This window comes from Burkholderia sp. Tr-862 (assembly GCF_011753085.1).
In the GTDB taxonomy this organism is placed as follows: Bacteria; Pseudomonadota; Gammaproteobacteria; order Burkholderiales; family Burkholderiaceae; genus Burkholderia; species Burkholderia ambifaria.
This window is the reverse complement of the sequence record NZ_VWWG01000310.1, coordinates 1-2,897: the sequence shown is the minus strand read 5'-3', so window position 1 is coordinate 2,897 and position 2,897 is coordinate 1. Positions and strand designations below refer to the sequence as shown.

Here is a 2,897-nt window from a genome sequence, read left to right as displayed (position 1 = left end):
GTTCAGGCCGCGCGCGGCGTCGAGCGCGAGCTTGCCGTCGACGTCCACCGCGTACGGGCCATGCGACTGGAAGTTGCCGTTCGCGCGCACCGGGCCGCCGAGGAAGCGCCCCGAGAGATTGTGCAGCGACGCGCCGGCCTCGCTGAACCGCACGCTGCCGCGCAGCGCGGACAGCGGCGGCACGCCGTCGGTCGACAGCGTGTTGCCGCCGAACGCGAGGGCGCCTTCGACGTGCGTATGCGGATGCGGCACGTGCTGCGGAATCGTGATCTTCAGCGCGAGCGACGCAGGCCCCTGCGCGTCGATCCGCTGGCCGATGTGCCCGCTCATCGTGCCAAGCGAGCTGTTGTCCGCGTAATCGATCAGGTCCGCGAGCGGGCCTTGCGCATGGCCGTCGATGATGAGCGGCGACTTCGACGGGTTGCCGAGATCGTCGATCCGGCCGGCCACCTTGGTCAGTGCGACGCGCTTGTAGCGCGCGCGGGCGATGTCGAAGCGCAGCTTGTTCTGCGCGAGCTCGAACACGCCGTCGATCCCGTCGAGTGCCGGCCAGACGCTCGGCGTGCCGTTCGCGAGCTTGCGCGGCGGGTACGGCGTCGGCTCGAAGCGCCCGCCGGTGAACGGCGCGACGATATGGAACACGCCGGCATCCGGCTCGTGTTCGAACGGGAATTTCTCGAGCGGGCCGCGCGCGACGATCGACGCGCCCTTGGTCACCTGGCCGTCCTGCAGCGCATGGCCGAGATAGTCGCGCAGGTGTTCGGACATCCCGGTCGGCAGGTAGCGCGGAATGCGCGCCACCGACGCGCGCGCGAAATCCGCGCGCAGGTCGAGCGAGCCGCGGCCGTGGCCGGGGTTCATGTACGAGCCCGACACCGCGATCTCGGCATCGGGATTCGAGACGAACAGGTCGGGCAACGTCACGTCGACGCGCGCGTGCTTGTCGCCCGGCGCGGGCGTGATCACCCATTTCGCGTTGCCGCGCAGCCGGTCGAAGGTCAGGCGCGGCTGGTCGAATTCGCCGGGCACCGTGACCGCGGCGTTGACCGTGTCGAAGTGCGCGCTGCCGCCGGTTTCCTTTGCATCGATGCGGCCCCACAAATTCTCGACGCCCGGCCAGCCGGCGCGCGGGTGACCGCGCGGGGACAAGCCCGGCGGCGGCTCCTGCGCGGCGACGCTGATGCCCTGCAGATCGCCGAGGAAGCGGTAGCGCACGATCGGCGCGGCGCCCATGCGCCGCTCTTCGTCGGCGAGGTCGGGCCGCGCCGGCTTCGCGCGTTCGACCTCGATGTGGTAGTTCGACACCATTCCGCGCGGGTCGAGCTTGATCAGCTCGTTGCGCAGGCGTGCCGGCAGCGGCAGCCCGCGGATGAACTCGCTGAGGATGCCGAGATCGACGCGGTCGCCGACGACGCTCAGCAGTTGGCCCTGGTCGGCGGCCGGTACGCGGTAGCGGGCGGTCAGGGTCGACAGCGCGAGCGAGCGGGCGAGCGGCGTGCCGTCCGGCAGCGGCGGCTGGCCGAGCTCCGCGTTGAAGCGCGTCAGGTGCAGCGTGTAGTCGCGGCCGGCGTTCAGCGCCATGTCCCAGCCGAACCCGACCGTCGGCACGTCGAGGCGCGGCTGGGTCGGCCGCACGCGCAGCACGACGTCGGCGCCTTGCAGGTCGCCGCCCGCGGAGCGCAGGTGGCCGTCCTGGAAGGTCGCCCAGATCGCGTTGTCGATCCGGCCCGCATGGATCGTGAGCGGGATGTCGAGATAGCGGCCGAGGGTCTGCAGGTCGACCGGGCCGGTCGACAGGTACGCGTCGCCGGTCCAGTTCGTCGGCTTGCCGATCGGCGCGAGCGGCTTGTGCCGGAAGCGCGCGCGGAAATCGAGCGGGCCGAGCAGCAGGGTGCCGTTCGCGGGCGCCTGCAGCGCGGCCTTGTGCACGCGGCCGTGGTTGAGCACCGCGAGGCGGATGCCCGACAGCGCGAGTTCCGGTGCGTCGTGCTGCGCGTCGCGCCAGCGCAGCGTGCCGTTGCGCAGCACGATCGCTTCCTGCTTCAGCAGCCACGTGCCGAACGTGTCGTTGCCGCCGTGGGTGGTCGCGACGCCGACGCCCGCGACGCTTAGCGAGCCGTCGGCCGCGCGCGCGACGACGAGGTCGGGGTGGTCGACGATCAGGCTCGACAGCGCGGGCGACAGCCGCAGCAGCGACATCCACGACAGCGCGGCCGTCGCATGCGGGACCGACAGCGCGATCCGGCCGTCACGACCGCGAATCGTGATATTGGCGACTTCGACGCCCGGCTGCATGCCGGACCAGTGGGGAGACAGTTTGCCGATCGAAAGCTGCGCGTGGAGCTTGTCGGACACCGCGCGCTCGATGCGCGGGCGGAATTCGTCGATGCGCGGCAGCAGCACGTAGCGCAGCCCGAGGAACGCGGCGGACGTGATGAAGTAGGTGCCGATCCCGACTGCCAGCGTCACCCTGAACACGCGACGCAGGACCGGATGATCGTGCTTCGGAGGTCCCGCTTCGGGCGCAGCTACGGCGGATTCCTGACGGTCGGACATGCGGCGGAAGGGCGACGATATGGTAGTTTTGCAGACTGACGTTGAAATGTATCACAGGGGTTCGTGCCGGCGGCCGTTGGGGCAGCACGGCACGGGCTTTCCGGCGCGCGGTTTTCGCGGCGGCGCACCTGCGCCGCGACACCGCGCCGAGTCCAAGGAGCCTGTCGGCAGCGGGGCGCGCATGCGTCGTCCCGCGGCGGCGGGCCTTACCGCCAGGCCCGCTTTTCGATGACCGACGCTTCCGCCCTGATCAGCCCGTCTTACTCCCGCTACCTCGCCCGCGCGGCCGCCGCGCGTCCCGCGCTGTCCGACCGGATCGCCGTGTGGGCGGCCGCGCCGCA

General features: G+C 71.3%; 1 protein-coding gene. It reads right to left on the bottom strand.

All coding sequences use genetic code 11. The features are described from left to right. Positions 1 to 2,556, bottom strand: a 2,556-nt coding sequence (locus F3J14_RS34260; protein WP_282100798.1) for a DUF3971 domain-containing protein, incomplete at its 3' end; no start/stop codon positions are given. Between the last annotated feature and the right edge of the window lie 341 nt (positions 2,557 to 2,897).